This window comes from Vibrio sp. ZOR0018 (genome assembly GCF_963865925.1).
In the GTDB taxonomy this organism is placed as follows: Bacteria; Pseudomonadota; Gammaproteobacteria; order Enterobacterales; family Vibrionaceae; genus Vibrio; species Vibrio anguillarum.
The window spans coordinates 14995-31288 of record NZ_CAWMCN010000073.1; the positions used below are offsets into that span (position 1 = coordinate 14995).

17 protein-coding genes are annotated in these 16294 nt (G+C 41.3%); 9 read left to right on the top strand and 8 right to left on the bottom strand.

The window, feature by feature from the left end:
- Nucleotides 1-87: 87 nt before the first annotated feature.
- Nucleotides 88-1110: a tryptophan--tRNA ligase gene (gene trpS, locus AACR75_RS02925; RefSeq protein ID WP_047688613.1), complete on the bottom strand. Its 1023-nt coding sequence runs from the start codon at nucleotides 1108-1110 to the stop codon at nucleotides 88-90.
- 296 nt (nucleotides 1111-1406) lie between these two features.
- Entirely contained in the window at nucleotides 1407-1844 is a 438-nt protein-coding gene (gene soxR / locus AACR75_RS02930; RefSeq protein WP_047688832.1) for a redox-sensitive transcriptional activator SoxR, read from the bottom strand.
- 100 nt (nucleotides 1845-1944) lie between these two features.
- On the opposite strand from soxR, the gene AACR75_RS02935 reads away from it, so the two are divergent.
- Both AACR75_RS02935 and AACR75_RS02940 read left to right on the top strand, forming a co-directional pair.
- Nucleotides 1945-2361 carry a RidA family protein gene (locus AACR75_RS02935; protein ID WP_047688616.1) on the top strand — a complete coding sequence of 139 codons (417 nt, stop codon included), beginning with the start codon at nucleotides 1945-1947 and terminating at the stop codon, nucleotides 2359-2361.
- A gap of 67 nt (nucleotides 2362-2428) precedes the next feature.
- Complete coding sequence (locus AACR75_RS02940) at nucleotides 2429-3328, top strand: DMT family transporter (RefSeq protein WP_047688618.1); 900 nt, start codon at nucleotides 2429-2431, stop codon at nucleotides 3326-3328.
- A gap of 115 nt (nucleotides 3329-3443) precedes the next feature.
- Here the strand turns inward: AACR75_RS02940 and AACR75_RS02945 are convergent, their stop codons facing one another.
- Entirely contained in the window at nucleotides 3444-4346 is a 903-nt protein-coding gene (locus tag AACR75_RS02945) for a DMT family transporter (RefSeq protein WP_047688620.1), read from the bottom strand.
- Nucleotides 4347-4459: 113 nt separating this feature from the next.
- On the opposite strand from AACR75_RS02945, the gene AACR75_RS02950 reads away from it, so the two are divergent.
- The 3 genes from AACR75_RS02950 (at nucleotide 4460) to AACR75_RS02960 (ending at nucleotide 7258) form a co-directional block, all read left to right on the top strand.
- Complete coding sequence (locus AACR75_RS02950; RefSeq protein ID WP_017045337.1) at nucleotides 4460-4951, top strand: MarR family winged helix-turn-helix transcriptional regulator; 492 nt, start codon at nucleotides 4460-4462, stop codon at nucleotides 4949-4951.
- Nucleotides 4952-5438: 487 nt separating this feature from the next.
- The gene (locus AACR75_RS02955; RefSeq protein WP_047688624.1) at nucleotides 5439-6161 is read left to right on the top strand and encodes a ParB-like protein; all 723 of its coding nucleotides are present in this window, start codon (nucleotides 5439-5441) and stop codon (nucleotides 6159-6161) included.
- Nucleotides 6162-6427: 266 nt separating this feature from the next.
- Nucleotides 6428-7258 (top strand): TerC family protein, encoded by an 831-nt coding sequence (locus AACR75_RS02960; RefSeq protein WP_047688625.1) that lies wholly within the window; start codon nucleotides 6428-6430, stop codon nucleotides 7256-7258.
- Nucleotides 7259-7325: 67 nt separating this feature from the next.
- On the opposite strand, the gene AACR75_RS02965 is transcribed toward AACR75_RS02960, so the two are convergent.
- Nucleotides 7326-9026: a methyl-accepting chemotaxis protein gene (locus AACR75_RS02965; protein ID WP_047688627.1), complete on the bottom strand. Its 1701-nt coding sequence runs from the start codon at nucleotides 9024-9026 to the stop codon at nucleotides 7326-7328.
- Nucleotides 9027-9574: 548 nt separating this feature from the next.
- Between AACR75_RS02965 and AACR75_RS02970 the strand changes: the two genes are divergently transcribed.
- The 3 genes from AACR75_RS02970 to rsgA are packed head-to-tail and all read left to right on the top strand — an operon-like array spanning nucleotide 9575 to nucleotide 12062.
- On the top strand, nucleotides 9575-10753 hold the full coding sequence (locus AACR75_RS02970) for a MerR family transcriptional regulator (RefSeq protein WP_047688629.1): 1179 nt from the start codon (nucleotides 9575-9577) through the stop codon (nucleotides 10751-10753).
- 10 nt (nucleotides 10754-10763) lie between these two features.
- Nucleotides 10764-11015: a hypothetical protein gene (locus AACR75_RS02975; RefSeq protein WP_047688632.1), complete on the top strand. Its 252-nt coding sequence runs from the start codon at nucleotides 10764-10766 to the stop codon at nucleotides 11013-11015.
- 9 nt (nucleotides 11016-11024) lie between these two features.
- On the top strand, nucleotides 11025-12062 hold the full coding sequence (rsgA, locus tag AACR75_RS02980; RefSeq protein ID WP_047688634.1) for a ribosome small subunit-dependent GTPase A: 1038 nt from the start codon (nucleotides 11025-11027) through the stop codon (nucleotides 12060-12062).
- A 462-nt stretch (nucleotides 12063-12524) separates the two neighbouring features.
- On the opposite strand, the gene AACR75_RS02985 is transcribed toward rsgA, so the two are convergent.
- The 4 genes from AACR75_RS02985 to pnuC all read right to left on the bottom strand — a co-directional run bounded on the left by AACR75_RS02985 (nucleotide 12525) and on the right by pnuC (nucleotide 14957).
- On the bottom strand, nucleotides 12525-12656 hold the full coding sequence (locus tag AACR75_RS02985; protein ID WP_269413153.1) for a hypothetical protein: 132 nt from the start codon (nucleotides 12654-12656) through the stop codon (nucleotides 12525-12527).
- Between the two features lie 36 nt (nucleotides 12657-12692).
- Nucleotides 12693-13373, bottom strand: a complete 681-nt coding sequence (locus AACR75_RS02990; protein ID WP_047688636.1) for a Crp/Fnr family transcriptional regulator — start codon at nucleotides 13371-13373, stop codon at nucleotides 12693-12695.
- A gap of 115 nt (nucleotides 13374-13488) precedes the next feature.
- On the bottom strand, nucleotides 13489-14220 hold the full coding sequence (locus tag AACR75_RS02995; RefSeq protein WP_047688639.1) for a nucleoside phosphorylase: 732 nt from the start codon (nucleotides 14218-14220) through the stop codon (nucleotides 13489-13491).
- Nucleotides 14217-14957: a nicotinamide riboside transporter PnuC gene (gene pnuC / locus AACR75_RS03000; RefSeq protein WP_047688642.1), complete on the bottom strand. Its 741-nt coding sequence runs from the start codon at nucleotides 14955-14957 to the stop codon at nucleotides 14217-14219. The genes AACR75_RS02995 and pnuC overlap by 4 nt, the downstream gene beginning before the upstream one ends.
- Before the next feature lie 469 nt (nucleotides 14958-15426).
- Between pnuC and AACR75_RS03005 the strand changes: the two genes are divergently transcribed.
- Nucleotides 15427-16227: a response regulator transcription factor gene (locus tag AACR75_RS03005; protein ID WP_047688647.1), complete on the top strand. Its 801-nt coding sequence runs from the start codon at nucleotides 15427-15429 to the stop codon at nucleotides 16225-16227.
- Nucleotides 16228-16294: the final 67 nt, after the last annotated feature.

Genomic DNA, 16294 nt, shown 5'->3' on the forward strand with positions numbered 1-16294 from the left:
TAAACTATAAAGAATATAGGAAATAGCTTCAACCTCGAGAGTTTCACCTAATGATCTTCTTGAAGTTGGCTATTGAAAACAAATTATTCAGAAAATATTTAGTCCAAAGATATCTTTAACATCAAAAAGTACTTCCGTTGTTTTATCTCTAGAGATTTTGCTTCCCTTCACTAAAATATCAACCAGTTGAGCCTTATCACTTAAAAACTCAGCTCTTCTTTCCCTTATTGGTCTGAGCATATCTTGTAAGCATTCCTCTAATACTTTTTTTGTTGTTCCATCTCCAAGTCCGCCACGTTGATAATGTTCTTTTAGTTGGTTGATATGATTTTGATCAGGGTGAAATGCATCGAGGTAAGTAAATACGATATTGCCTTGAATAGCACCAGGATCTTCGATTCTTAGGTGGTTAGGATCGGTATACATAGACTTTACTGCAGCAGAGATCTCTTTTTCAGTAGCGCCAAGATTAATGGTATTTCCCATCGTCTTAGACATCTTATTTTTACCATCTGTGCTAGGTAAACGTGATGCGTTGCTTAACAAGGGTCTACACTCGTTCAAAACGATTCGTCCTGCTAATAAATTAATCTTTCTAACTATCTCATTAGTTTGTTCAAGCATTGGCAACTGGTCATCCCCAACTGGAACCAATGTTGCGTTAAAGCCAGTAATATCAGCTGCTTGAGATACAGGGTAGATTAAAAAACCAGCCGGAATTGATCGTTCAAAGCCTTTGCTTTGTATTTCACTTTTGACCGTTGGGTTTCGCTCTAATCGACTGATTGTCACAAGATTGCTGTAGTACATAGTCAATTCAGCAAGAGCAGGGAGTTGTGATTGAAGACAAATTGTAGTTTTACAGGGATCGATACCAACAGCGAGATAATCCGCGACGACATTAAGAATATTAGATGATACTTTCTTCGGATTGTGAGCATTATCAGTAAGACCTTGCATATCAGCAACAAGAACTGTTTGCTCGTGAATATCTTGTAAAGCGACCCGTTGTTTTAAAGAGCCGACATAATGCCCCAGGTGCAATGGGCCAGTAGCTCTATCGCCAGTTAAAATTACTTCCGATTTTTCAGTGTATTGACTTGTATTCATTCATATATCTCCTAGTAAAAATAGATCGCTACTGGAGATACAAAAGAAATTACAGTCTCAGCTACCTTCCAGCAGCTTAAGAATGTAAAAATTCCGCGCCGCTCTAAATAGAGCGCCACCAGAAAAATAATGACGAAGGCGTTGAAATGTTTTTCATTTTTGCAACTTATCAACAATTCTTTTGAAAATCAACTTTATAGAAGAGCGGTTTCTTATCGATAAACTTAGGTAAACACAGTTATCAGAGAAGGAAATTGAAACGCTTTAATAAAAGTAGTGGGTTGCCTAATGTATAATCAAATGATTCTCTGCGCCCCTTGCCCTTGCTGATTAAGATTGTCTTCTGGATTAATTAGGTGACATTTCTTCATACTCAGGCAGCCACATCCGATACATCCTGAAAGATTGTCTTTTAATAATTGGATTTTTGCTATTTTATGGTCGAGGTCTTGCTGCCATTTATTTGCAACTCTCTCCCAATCTCGCTTTGTGGCCGCTTGATTCATTGGTAAGGTGCTTAACTCTTTTGCTATTTCTTCTAATGTAAACCCTACAGATTGAGCCACTTGAACGAGTGCAATTCTACGTAGCATCGAAGGTAAATAACGGCGTTGATTACCATTGGTTCGAAAGGAAGCAATTAAACCTTTAGCTTCATAAAAGCGTAAAGCCGATGCTGCTACACCACTACGTTCGGCTAGATGTCCAATAGTTAGATAATCATTTCTGCTCACAGTTATTTCAACTTTTGTCAAATTATCGCTTTACTTCAAGTTAACTTGAACTTTTATACTCCTGCTTACTTTTGAATTCAACGTATAAAAGGTCATTATTATGCTAAAACTAAAGCCAGTCTTCCATAATCCACCAGAGATTTTTAATCCAACACCATTTGGTTTTTGTCATACAGTGAAGGCACCAAGCAAAGGAGAGCTAGTTTACATTTCGGGCCAAAGTGGTGGTGAAGGTATTGAACATAAGCTTAGTAGTGATTTTCTTCATCAGACTTGCATTTTATTATCAAACCTAGAGATTGCGCTTAATGCCCATGAGCTTAGTTTTGAGGATGTTCTAAAGATCACTGTCCTTATTGTTGATCATGATAGTGAAAAGCTGAATATTTGGAGTAAAGAGATGCAAGAACGTTGGCCGTTAGATACGTTGCCCGCAAGCACCTTAATTCCAGTACCTAAGTTAGCTCTTGACGGCATGCTAATTGAGGTTGATGTTATTGCATTTAAGTCAGCTTGACTATAGCACTATATTTAAGAGCTCTTTTTTGACACCGAAAGCTTATTGATTGTATTGGGATTTTACTATGCTTAAAAACTACTTAACTCTGCTCGCCATTGGGCTGATTTGGGGATCACAATTTATTTTTCAAGAGAATGCACTAGAGGCATTCAATCCAGTATGGATAGGTACATTGCGTGCAATATTCGGTGCAATCACTTTGTTTATTATCTGTCGGGTCATGCGAATTAGTAGTGATAGTAAACAGTGGCTACTTTATGCTGTCATTGGTTTACTTGAAGCAACGATTCCTTTCATTCTTATACCTTTTGCTCAAAAAGAGTTGAGCAGTTCAGTAACAGCGATATTAATGGGTACACTACCTTTTTATGCACTGCTTCTTGCTCCTGTGTTTATAAAGAATGCTAGGATTAGTAAAGGTAATCTGCTAAGTGTCATCGTGGGTTTTAGTGGTTTAGTTGTCCTTTTTTACCCAGATTTAATGTCAACATCTTCGAGAGTTAGTCTCATTAGCATCCTAGCAGTATTATTTGCTGCGATATGCTTTGCTATTGCTTTGCTCCTGCTCAACCGAGTTAAAGAAGAACATCCCCTGATAGTGGCAAGAAATGTTCTTTTTATGGGGAGTATTCAATTAATTATAATTTCTCTCACCACAACGATGACACTGACACAAAAATCGCCACCTTTGAGCGCCTTTACTGCTGTGATCTATCTTGGTGTGATGTGTGCGGGAGTGGTTTATTATCTCTACATGATGAGTATCAAGAACGCAGGCGCTGTTTTTACTTCGATGACTAATTATCTTGTGCCTGCGATAGGCGTATTAATCTCCGCGCTGGTTACTAATGATAGTATTCAGACTACATCATGGCTGGCTCTTGGGATCATTTTATCTGCTCTTCTAATGAATCAAATGGCTGCAAAGCATGACCAGAAAATGCAGTCAGAGCCTTTGGAATAGATATAGAGCCGTGAATAAAAAATGGACCATAATAATTCACAGTCAATAGAGGGGCAGACTGAGCGCTAGTAATGATCCATTACAATGTGGTTCTTATATAATTGTAATCTTCATATTAGTTCCTTTTTAAAAGTAAATTATTAGCTTTATCAGATGACGAATTTGTACGAGGGGCTGCCAAAGCGATAGCAACTAGGACAAACATTGCCCCTAATAATTGAAGCCAAGTTAAGGTTTGATCGAGAATGAGATAAGCCAACACACATGCAGATACGCTACTGAGAAAACCGAGAAAAGAAACGGTAACCGGTGGCAGCTTTTCTATTCCTCGAAACCATAAGGAGTAGCCTAAAATTGCGCCTATTACACTCAGATACAGATATCCAATATAATTTGACAAACTTAAATGTTCAGGAAGCCCTTCAACCCATAAGGCCACTGGCAGCAGCATGAATCCACCAAAAAGCAGTTGCCAACCGGTGAAACTCAATAAAGTTATCTCTCTAGGTCTTTCCCATTTTTTTGTTAATACAACCCCAGAAGCCATACTTAATGTACCAATAAAAGCAACAACAACTCCTAATAAATTGATCTGTACAGCACTGTTGATGACCAGCAAGACAATACCTGAGATTCCAACCACACTAGCCCAAATTTGACGCGATGATAGCTCTGATTTTAGCCACTTCCAGCTTAGTAGGAGTACGAACATAGGCTGGATAGACATCACTATCGACGCCATCCCCCCAGGTAGATAAGTCGCAGCAAAGAATAGACAGTAGAAAAACAAGCCAATATTTAAAAAGCCAAGTAACGCAAGACGGCTCAGCCACTTGCTATCAGGTAACGTCTTGCTAATTAAGACTAGAAACAAACCTGCCGGCAAAGCTCGAATTGTTGATGCGAGCAACGGCGACTCCGCTGGCAACAACTCAGTGGTAACAATATAAGTACTTCCCCAGACAATCGGCGCTATAGCGGTTAAACCGATTGTCCTTATCTGATGTAATCCTTTCATAATGATTCCTTAAAATTAAAAATATCTCTTGTGAAAGATACTTTCTTTAAAGTAATAGATGTTTAACTTACGATCAAGTATCTTTTTAGTAAGATATTTATAGGAGAGATAAAATGTCATTGGATAATGTCGATTCCATTTTGATTCAGTGGAAAAGTGTCAGACCCGATCTGGACTGTTCTTCTATGGGAGTCATTGGACGTTTACGTCGAACCAGTAATGTCTGGAAGAATAAAATGGATAAGGTGTTTAAAGAACATGGGTTAAGCAGCATCGAGTTCGATATTTTAGCAACGATGCGTCGAAGCGATCCTTCCGGTATTACACCAACAGAGTTATATAAGACACTCATGCTTTCTTCAGGCGCTGTAAGTACGCGTTTAGATCAGTTAGTAAAAAAAGGATTGGTAGGGCGTATTTATAGCGAACACGACCGGCGAAGCTGCAAAGTCACTTTGACCTCAAAAGGTGTTAAGTGTGTTGATACTGCGTTAAACGATCATGTTGAAAACATGGATAAAATGCTGAATGTATTGACTAAAAAAGAACAAGATCAACTTGCCGATTTACTACGCAAGGTATTGATTTATGAGGAAAACGAATAAAGAGAATTTTGGGGGTTGTAGTGGATATCACATGTTTCAGCAAACTATATCGCTCATCATAACTAGCATACTCTCAACGCTCACGAAACTAATCCCCTCCCCTTCAAGGGGAGGGGTGTTTCTTGGTTGGTTGCTAGCAGCACCCCCTCCTAACCTCCCCCTGAAAGGGGGAGGAACATAATGGGGCAAAAGTGTGTTGACGGCTCGCTAATCACTCTACTCTGAAACACACTCCAAATGGTAAACGTTAATGCATTCATTCAAAGTTATAACTTTACGACCTCACTGTAACCCTTTGATTTTTATCAAACTACATACCGACTGATAAATTCTCCAACACCTTATCGATGTTTTCTGTACCGTTAGGCTTCAAACTCCTACAATGCAAGGCAGAGGGTCGGTGAAGGCTAAACTTTCACTTTTACATATTGAATACTCAACAATGCATTTGATTGCATTGGTACCGTCATCATTCAAAAGGAATAGTATGTTGAGCAAAGGATGGATATTGCTTGCCGCCGCAATCATCAGTCAGGGAGCATGGGCACTCGCTCCTTGCGGGACAGACAGTGGCATAGGGGACTGGTGCAGCCTGGATATTAATCAGCTACACCCCACTCAGGCCGGGGTTGGTCAACAACAAGTTGATAAAACACAAGCCAAACTGGCGACAAAAAGCCCAGCACAACTTAAAAAGTACATGAAAAAGAAAAAGATTCCGGTAATCGTAGATGCTGATGGCCAGTATTGGTTGGTTGACCGACATCATCTGACTAAGGCGCTTTGGCAGCAAGGTGTGAAAGAGGTGACCGTCCACATCCTTGCTCACCTCGACAACAAGGAGAATTTTTGGCAAGACATGCAAGGCAACCACTGGACATGGCTGCGCGATGAAAAAGGAGCCCCGCTAACTCCCGATCAATTACCTGTACACATAAGTAAGCTACCCGACTACCCCTACCGCTCTTTGGCAGGTGAACTACAAGATGCCGGTTATTACAGCAAGCATGAACAGGTTTATTTTGTTGAGTTTGCTTGGGCTAGCTGGCTTGGGGAGCAAATGAATTGGGTGCCGGTCAATGCGAGTACGCTCCCAGAACGACTCGAACAAGCTGCACAACTGGCATGTAGCTCAGCCGCTAAGGCTCTGCCTGGTTACCCCGGAGAACAGTGTTCAACTATGCGCCACCTCATCAACACGGCAAACTAAGGTTCTATCGCAAAGCGAGATTTAAATAAGACTCATCATTTTGAAGATACAATTAGCCTGCGAGCGAACAAATAGCTCGTAGGGCGTTGTTCGATAAGATGAATATGTATTTTGTTACAAATCGCCCTCTTGTCTTGTGGTTCAGTCAATGATTTACTGTCGCTTCCTTAGCAACAGAGGCTTTTATTGACAATGGACGACCCCTTCAGGCGACCAATATTTACTGATCCCCCCCTTCACCGTGCCCCCTTATTTAAGGAGGCCACATGTTAGAACTCTTCCTACTACCCGAAACTTGGGCGATATTTGCCACACTGCTTGCTTTAGAAGTGGTTCTTGGCGTTGATAATGTAGTGTTCATTTCCGTCTTGTGTGAACGGCTCCCCGTTCAGCAGCGGCCGCTTGCGCGTAACTTAGGCATTTTGTTAGCGGTTATCGCTCGGATTGGTTTGGTTTTTTCTATCAGTTGGCTGATGTCGTTAACTGCACCGATAGTCGTTTGGTTTAGCAACGAATTATCTGGACGAGATTTTATCCTCATCTTCGGCGGTGCTTTTCTGTTATTCAAAGCAGCAAAAGAGTTGTGGAACTGGCTAATGCCTGATGAGCATTCACATACAACGACAGTGAGTGCTGGCCTTGCGGTCGTGTTACTGCAAATTGTCGCGGTTGACGCGGTATTTTCCATGGATTCGGTAATCACTGCGGTGGGTCTAACTAACGACATTCCTATCATGGTCGCGGCCATTTTAGCGTCTGCGGTGATCATGATATTAACCGCAGCGCGCATTAACGCCTTAGTCACCCGTTATCCGGGTTTTAAAACGCTGGCATTACTGTTTTTAATGATGCTGGGCGGTTTGTTAATCGCGGAAGGTGTTGAGCTGCACATCAATAAAGGCTACGTCTATTTTGCGATGGCGTTTGGTTTGGCAATGGAGATTTGTCATATTCAATGGGCGAAGAAACAAGCAATCCAGATTAAGCAGCTACGTCCGTTAAAGCTATATACGTCTACGTCAAAGCTAAATACGTCAAAACCATATTCGTTAAAAAGGCCCATGCCTTTGCTAAGGTCAAAGTCCTCAGCACATTGAAGAGATAATTGATATCAGGAGGGCGAACAGCAACGTCGCCCTTTCTTCTATCCGAATACTATTGACGTTAAGCTAATTTACGCACACTAAATTGGCTCATTAACGCTTTTAAATCATTGGCTTGCTGTGATAAATCATTACTAGCGTTAGCGGTTTCTTCTGTGCTCACTAATACTTTGTCGCCTGAATCACGAATACCTAACAAATTTTGGCTGACTTCTTCAGCACTCACGGCTTGTTGCTCGCTGGCGGAGGCGACTTGCAAGTTCGATTGCATCAGTTCGTCTAACGCTCCCGCTATCGAATAGAGCTGAGCTTTTGCACTATCGACGAGTGTTGATGATTCGCTGATCTGCTGGTCATTATCTTCTATCGATTTTGCAGCAATTTGAGCTTTATTCACCAACACTTGGATCAAACTGCTGATTTCATGAGTCGCTTCTTGGCTGCGAGACGCCAAAGCGCGCACTTCATCAGCCACAACCGCAAATCCTCTTCCTTGTTCACCCGCCCTTGCCGCTTCAATTGCAGCGTTGAGTGCCAACAAATTGGTTTGCTCTGAAATCGAATCAACCACTGAAACGAAATTCTGAATTTTATGTGTGCTGTCTTGTAACTCTAAGATCATTTTCTGTGAGTTAGCCGCGTTAATCACCAATTGATGGGAGATTTTTTGTGTCACATCCGTCGTCTCACAAGCCGCTTTAACGCTGTTATCTGCACGAGTAGTCGACTCCGCGGCACCTTCAGCATTACTCGCCACTTCTGTAATCGTTGATGCCATTTGCTCCATTGCAGCCGCAACTTGCTGAGTGCTCTCTTGCTGTACAAGCATCGCTTTACGGTTATTCTCTGCCAACACATTTAATTCCGTCACCAGCCCTGCAATGCTGTTTGCTCTTTGAATCACCTCACCAACGGTTTTACTCAACGAGTCCGCCATGGTGTTCATACTTTGCGTCAACTGGCCGATCTCATCTTTTGACTCTGGCACAATGTGCTGATCAAAATGACCATTTGCCATTTTAGCCGCTATATTTCTCACTTTTAGCACAGAGCGAACAATTTGACGGCTGAGTAACGTCCCCATAACAAGGCCAAGAATTATCGAAACGACAGCTAATGTTATTGTGCCCTGCAATGCTCTGTGTTCTTCATCCTCAGTAATGAGAATAGAGGTTGCTGTTTTTTGCTCTAAATCGCGTAGAAAATGTTCAATTTCGGTATTAAATGACTTTTGCATATTTTCTAGTGCGAGTGCTTGCGGCGCAAGTTGTTCTACTGGCTCATTACTATTTAAGCGCTTGAGTAATTGAAATAATGCCACCTCATACTGGTGATAAGAACGTTCTAACGCTTCAAATGTTTGGTATCGGTTTTGGCTCTCTTGATCAACACCCTTCGCTTGACGATGCTTCTTTGCATCACTAAGTATTTGCTTCGCTTGTGTCAATTCAGACTCCAACACTTTTGCGATGTTTTCTGTCTTCTGAGTAAGGTCTTTCAGCGCTTGTGAGTTGCCTTCGACAGGGATTTTAGCCAGTCGAAAAGCCTTTTCTAACACGATCGAGCTTTCCAACTGTTTGATGGTGATATCCGACGTCAACCGGATTAAAGGAGTACTTTCATCCGCGATTTCTTCAATTTCAAGCGCAATACGATTCATTTTTACAGCGCTAAAGCTTGCAACACCAACAATTAGGCACAGCATTAGCGTAATTAGCGAAATCATTTTTTGGGTAATCGATAAGTCTTTAATCCACTGCATAAATGCGCTCTCCAAACACAATCATTAAAGCCATTCGTTTATATGAATATTGTTATGCTGTTAAAGATAGTTGAGTAAAACCTAAAACACACTATTTCTAATACTAAGTAACTAGAGGTCATATCTGTTCAAGCGAGTAGAAAACTCTGCTTTTACTTATCAGTCAGTGTGTTAAAGACAAAGCCCGAACGCTTGGGTTCAGGCTTTAAGATAGGGAACAAGGTCTACGGCGTTAGATGTGCTCTACACATTCACGAGCAATTACCAGCTCTTCATTGGTTGGGTTTATATTCGTATCGCATCTGCTAACAGGAATTTGGACAATAGGTTGCCAGTGATTTTGCTAATTTATCTATTCATAAATAAGCTCTGGTATTGAAAACTGGCTACTAGCTACCGACTAATATCTCAAAATAATCCGCAGTCCTCACCACCATCCCCTCACTTCTGCCACTGTTGGCGAAAAATTCGAACACGGCCACTTGACCTGTCTACTACTCCATAGTTCATACTCTCGACATACAAACAACATCTAGGTCAAATCTCACATGTATTTGATTTCGGAACTGGCAGCAAAGGCGGGTATATCTCGCACCACCTTACTCTATTACGAGAAGTTAGGGCTGATTAACGGTCAGCGCCTTGACAATGGATACCGCTATTACAGCGAAAACGATTTGCAGCGACTGATGTTGATTCAACAACTTCAAAGCGCAGGACTCTCATTGAAAGAGTGCAAACAATGCTTGGACGCCAAATTAAGCCGAAGCTTATTGGAAAATCGGCTCCAGCAACTCAACCATGAGATTGATAAAAAAATCCACGCTCGTGAGTTGCTACTGGCATTACTTGGGGAACGCCCTCAAAGAGAGTTACACCATTCTCTGAGTCAAAGTGCGCCTAGCGCTTACTTAAACTGGTTAAGTACGCAGGGTTACAGTGAAAAAGAAGCGCTCAGATTAAAGTGGTTATCAAAAGATATGAACGAACACGAGAATTACATGAAAGACTTTATGACGGTCTTTGCAACATTAGAAAGATGGGGGCCAGGGAGTCACAAGGACTCGTTAAAAGCGATTTCGTTGATGTCGCCCCAAACAATGACCGATATTTTAGACATTGGTTGTGGTACGGGCACCTCAACATTACTGCTAGCCGGTAACAGTACCGCGCACATTACCGCCGTGGACAACGAGCCTATTGCCATCGAACAGCTCAATAAAAAAATCCAAAACGCACAGTTACATGAGCGAATTTCTCCTGTTTGTGCCTCCATGACGGAACTGCCTTTTCAGGCAAAGAGTTTTGATGCCATTTGGGCGGAAGGCTGCGTCTATATTATGGGAATGGAGAACGCACTAAAACAATGGAAGCCGCTGTTAAAAGATAATGGCGTGTTGATGGTGAGTGACTTGGTGTGGCTGACTGACTCTCCCGACGAAGAGACAAAACAGTATTGGCTGGCAGACTACCCAGACATTCAATCGATACCTAAACGGCTCGCTCTGTTCAAAAAGCATGGCTACGATGTGATCGAACACTTCTCATTGGGCGTCGATGCATGGCAAAACTACTGGCAACCGCTGCAAGACCGAGTTGAGGAATTACAAGCTGTTATGCCTGCGTCCCAAGCATTGCTGGACATTAACAAAGAGATTTCGATTTATGAGCGATTTGCCGAAAAAGACTTTACCTATCAGTACTTTATTTTAAAACTTGCAAACTAGAGATAGATATATGAAATACGCTTTGTACAAACAAGAACAAGCTCAAGAAATCATTACACTGCTCAATGACACATTTTCGGATTCAGAAGGTAAAGAAGAAGGTGCATTAATTGCGAAACTCGTGGAAGACTTGCTCACTTTACCAACCAAAGATGAGGATCTTTATGTGTTTATTGCACAATCTTTAGTTGGTGGAGTGATCCCTCACGTTGCGGGTAAACCAACATGTTTACCCGCCCTCGACAATCCCTATTATTGGTAGGTGGTGAACATGAACGCTCCTTCATTACTAGAGTTAGGTATGCGACCTTTTTTCCAGCAGCAACTGACTTTAGAAGAGTTAGAGAACGGCTCGCTCGGTCGAATCATCGAACATCATAAATCTGACGTTGTTTTGATGAGTGACAACGGGACGTTGCGATTGAATCTCCCGCCGAAACTCGAAGCGGTATGCGTGGGCGATTGGATTGTGTTCGATCACGAGCGAATACTTCGTGTGCTCGAAAGACAATCCTTATTCCAGCGAAAAGCGGCTGGCAGCACTCTCAAGCGACAGCTAATCGCAGCCAACATTGATTGTGTTTTTATCGTCAGTTCATTCAATGAAGATTTCAGCTTAAATCGCATTGAGCGTTATTTGGCTTTGGCCAATGAAGCGGGTGCTCAAGCGGTGATTGTGCTGACAAAAGCCGATTTATGCCCTGATCCTGATGATATTCGTGAGCAAGTACAAAAGCTTGACCCGCTATTGAGCGTTCACTGTGTTAACGCGTTGGATAGCCAAGACGTTTCTGTATTGGAAAATTACTGTCAGAAAGGCAAGACCATTGCGTTTCTCGGCTCATCGGGTGTCGGGAAATCAACACTGGTCAATAGCTTACTTGGTCGCCATGAAATGGAAACTGGCCATATTCGTGAACAAGACAGCAAAGGTCGCCATACCACTACCCATCGTGCGATTAAATGGTTACCCAGAGGTGGTCTGTTGATGGACATGCCAGGAATGCGAGAGTTACAACTGAGTGATGTCAAAGAAGGGATTCAACTCACTTTTGCAGATATTGAATCACTCGCTTCTCAATGTCGTTTCAGTGACTGCCTGCATGAGAATGAACCGTGTTGTGCGGTCAGAGAAGCAGTAGAAAGAGGAGAACTATCCTCTAGGCGATTAGATAATTACAAAAAGCTATTACGCGAAGAGGCTCACAACAGTGCGACGTTAGCGGAGAAAAGAGCGAAAGACCGTGCGTTTACTAAGATGGTGAACTCCGTTCAGGAGAAAGCTCGCTCAGCTAAAAAGTTTCGATAACCATTTAAAGAATCATCATTAATCACAAACCATTGGCTCTGTTGATCATCTAATCAAAGTACTTCTCTATACAGAAAAATATTACTTTTAGTAAGGCAAAATCGTATTAACAAAGTGTGAATGAGTATTTACCCTAACCAGTAACGGGACATCAACAACCCAGCACTAACCTCGCTAACTTAGATGCAAAAAAATGAATTGCAGAAGTCAATAGAATTAGTAATGGGTGTGTCGCCGTGCACATCCTTAGCTATGGTCTATCCAACATATGAGCACAAAAAAGCGAGCACCAAAATCGCTTTTATCTATTTGATTTTAAATGTAATTATAGCAACTCAACCGACTGTTAGGCGATCGCGAATTCTTCGTTAGTTGGGTTTCCATTAGTATCGTATCCGCTAACAGGGATTTGGACGTAACTTTGTCAGGACTTCTTCTAATTTAGCGATCCTGAAATAACTTTTAGTATCCCAAAATGTAGAGCGGCACCAGTGCCGAAAATGAAAGGTTTTGGACAGTTTCGCGCATATCAAATATGTCGGGCATGCCAACAATTTGCATATTAATGCTATAGATATGTATATCTACTTTCATAAGGGCATATCCATCAAAACTTAAGGTATCGTTGGCCTATTGTTCGGCTAAAAAATCCTTTAAAGCCTCGATATCAATAATTTTCAAATAACCTTCGTCTTTTACGATTAGTTTTTTATCAATCAAGACCTTAATCGCCCTACGATAAACACGACCCGATGTACCAAATCTTTCAGCCTCTTGAGAGAATGTGCTAAAGGCGTCAAGTACTACACTGTTTTTATTCCTCAGCAAAAGATCATTGGCAATGTTATGAGTGATGGAATGTAGGAGACGATTGGTGTAAATATCCATTGAGTCTTGGTAGTCAAACGATAAAGCCGATGCAAAAAACATCGTAAACTCCGGGCGTTGGATCAGGAGCTTTTCAAGCTTTTGGGCAGAAAGAAAATCTATATCCATCCCTTCATCATCAGCAATGATATTCCACTGACAGGGCGTTTTAGTAAAAAATTCCATTTCGCCCAGAACTTGATGATCACAATCTACTTTACCTAGCTGAAATCGACGCCCGTTTGAGGCAATGATATTTACCGAAATTCGACCTCGGGGAACAATAGCAAGCAAATCCATTTCTTGCCCTTGTTCAAGAATGGCATCTCCTTTATGAAAATACCTCGACTCAGTGATGCACTCGGAGATGGCTTCTTTAAACTCATCAAAGTGCTTGTCAAGATACAAAGAAAATCGATTCAAAGTGTACGGTTGTAGTTGCATTCTTTCATTCCACTTAACGATATCTGACGACTATACTATAGGCGCTTCATCGCGCGGATAATTCAAAAAAATGCAAGAAAGGGAGCATTAATTAACTGCTCCCGAATTGATCTATCTAGGATTGTTCGCTAAGAGCGTTCAATGCGGCCTTGAAGCCAGCGACTTCACCTTTCATCATTGAATCATTTGAGTCAACATACTCATTAATCCCCTCTTTTACATCCTGCTCATATAAAACAACATTGTTTAATATTGAGGCGACTTTAAGCCCTCTCAGTCTACCGACTGTAAGTAGTGCCGATGTCTCCATATCTGCACCTAACACACCTTTATTGTTCCAGTACCGACAAATATCATTTTCTTCATCAGTATAAAAACTATCGTTGGAACGAATAATCCCACTATGGAATCGATGCCCAGTACTACTTAGGTTTTTTCTCAGGCTTATAATGATATCTATGTCCGAAATTGCTGGATACTCACTACTCACGTATGCTTTGGAGCCTCCTTCATTTCGAACTGCGGCTTCAACGAGTATTAAGTCCCCTAATGCAATATTTGGTTGCAAAGCCCCCGCTGAACCTACTCGGATAATGTACTTTGCTCCACAGCTTCGAAGCTCCTCCAAAGCAATAATCATCGATGGAGCCCCAATGCCAGTACTACAGATAGTGAATTTTTGTCCTTTGTAGGTACCATTAATTAGACGATACTCCCGGTTTTCTGCTACCAGCACAGAATCTTCCAGCAGCGATGCAATTCGATTGACTCGGTCAGGCTCCCCACAGACTATAACTTTTTCAGAGACCTGTGTGCTATCAACACAAATATGAGGCTGTTTATTCATGCAGTAACCTTTTTTTGAGTCACAGAACTTTGCTTATTCTTTTCTGCTGTTCTAATCCACTGACGTGTACCATTGGCTGCAATGAATAGCAAAATTGCATACTCGATAGATAGCGCGTACACGCCCTGAGCTGCATAGATACCTATGCTAATAACGTTTACGACAACCCATAGAATCCAGTTTTCTACATACTTACGTGTCATTAGCACCTGAGCAATAACAGACAACACAGTCATTATTGCATCCCAGAATGGAAAAGCGTCAGGTTCTAATACTGGTTCTGCGATGCCAGCGCCAAATAGGTTCATAAAACTCACAGAGATGCTTGCCAACGCGAAAAAGAACGGGTCAATGAAAAGCGTAAGCAGCCCGATCGCTAGCACTGAAGTACCAGCAAGAAACACCAGTTTCTGTTTATCTAGCCACCTTACTTCTAGCATATCCCCATCGGATGAAGTTGGTCTCGTCCATGCGTACCAGCCATATATGTTCATGCAGAAGAAAAACAGTTGAAGAAGCAAAATGCCGTATAGCTGAATCTGGTAAAAAATGATTGCAAAAAGAGTTACATTTACCAGTCCAAATGCGTAGTTGATTGTTTTCTCCTTGCTCGCATGCCAAATGCAAAGCAGACCAAATATAGTTCCTACTGCTTCAATCCAAGACATGGCATAGCCACCTCCAATTGGAAAGTTAATAAGCGTGTTATTTATATCAAAGAATTCTAAAAAAAACATAATGTCGTTCCGTGGTTGCTCTAAGTTGAGGTTAATCTTAATGTTGGTTCGTGTTGCGAGCAGAGGACATATGTCCCCCTAACACAGTGTATGGTTCAAAATTTTAAAAGATTATTGAGAAATAGAACAATGAGTTCAGATTTGATAGCTGATTGGCTACTAGCCACAATGTGGATTCAATCACTACAGAATGAACAACCCACTTAACGAATAGCTATGCAGTGTGCGCGTAAAGGAAGTACTATTCAAAGTGAAAGCTTTTGGGAGAAACCGTGCATCGATGCTGCGCAGTCTGTCATTAGTAAAGGTCGGGCTCTTTTCTGGCTTGGATTATCAGCGTTCTTTTGCGCAAGCTTAAAAAGGAGCATAAATTTGTTAGCCAGAGGCGAGTTGAATAAGCTCATCTTTGAGCAACTTAACTTAAGTAGTTACGTTATGCTGTAGGCCTTTATTGTTCATCTTATACGTTATGACTAAATCGCAATTTAACAATCTACTCGCTGACTCTATTTCTTCTCTGAAATCACCGAGTTTTACGCCTAATCTAATGGCTTTCATCGCTTCTCTAGTGAATTATGACTGTGCGGTAATTCTCGGCCTGCGTACAGATAAACATCCCATTTATCTTTATGATTCCATTAAAAATAATCGAGAATTACTTTTTGACCGTTACCTCACTTCTGCATTTCAAGATGACCCATTCTACAAAATGCTCGCTATTAATGAGCAGCAAGGCGTTTTTTCATTAAAAGACGTAGCCAAACGGGATATGGATTATCAAACATACTGTAATCAGTTTTATCTACAAACCGGCTGGAAAGATGAGTTAAGTATTCTTATTAAAGTTGAAGCAACTCGCTGGGTCCTTATCTATTTAGGCTGCACCCATGAAGACAATTTATTTTCGCCATTAAATGTAAAAACGTTAAAATCATACTTCTCAGTCATTCAATCGCTATGTCAACAACACTGGAAGCAAACTGAATTCCTTCTTGCGGAACCTGTCTTTTCTCCGGAATCCTACTCAGTAAAAAAACGAAAGTTCATAGAAGATGGCCTGCACTCTTTTGGCAAAGATTTACTTTCAACTAGAGAGAAACAAATAGCCCGTTTAATATTGCAAGGACTTGATACCAAAGAAATAGCAAAACAGTTGGACATTACAGAAGGAACGGTAAAAAATCACCGAAAGCGTATCTATGCTCAACTGAGGGTATCGTCACTCAGTGAACTGTTTCAAATCTTCCTCAACCATATTATTACCCACTAAATGAACTCATTATCCCTTTAAGGATATATCTCGCATAAGGTTCTATTCGTAATCTGTACATCACATT